Origin of the sequence: Sphingomonas faeni (assembly GCF_023195535.1) — a bacterium.
GTDB classification, from domain to species: Bacteria; Pseudomonadota; Alphaproteobacteria; order Sphingomonadales; family Sphingomonadaceae; genus Sphingomonas; species Sphingomonas faeni_B.
This window is the reverse complement of record NZ_JALPNF010000041.1, coordinates 1-255: the sequence shown is the minus strand read 5'-3', so window position 1 is coordinate 255 and position 255 is coordinate 1. Positions and strand designations below refer to the sequence as shown.

1 protein-coding gene is annotated in these 255 nt (G+C 57.6%); it reads left to right on the top strand.

All coding sequences use genetic code 11. The features are described from left to right. On the top strand, nucleotides 1-245 hold a 245-nt coding region (locus SPHN_RS18650; protein ID WP_248525290.1), incomplete at its 5' end, for a hypothetical protein. Between the last annotated feature and the right edge of the window lie 10 nt (nucleotides 246-255).

Below are 255 nucleotides of genomic sequence, written 5' to 3'. Positions count from 1 at the left end.
CCGAGGCTCTCGACCGGTTTTTCAAAGCCAAAGAGGCAGGACAGAGGATCATCACTCTCGATCTCGACGCCATTGAGGAAGCCATCTTCACCGGTGATGGCCCGGCATACCGCCTCGTTGACGCAATAGCGTCTGTCAAAGAGCATGAAGGCTGGGACGGTATGCGTGGAGCGCCACGGTTGGTGCTCGCCCTGCTGCAAATTCTCACGGAAGTTGGGCAGACGAACTCACCATCTGCCGTCTGACAACCAGCCT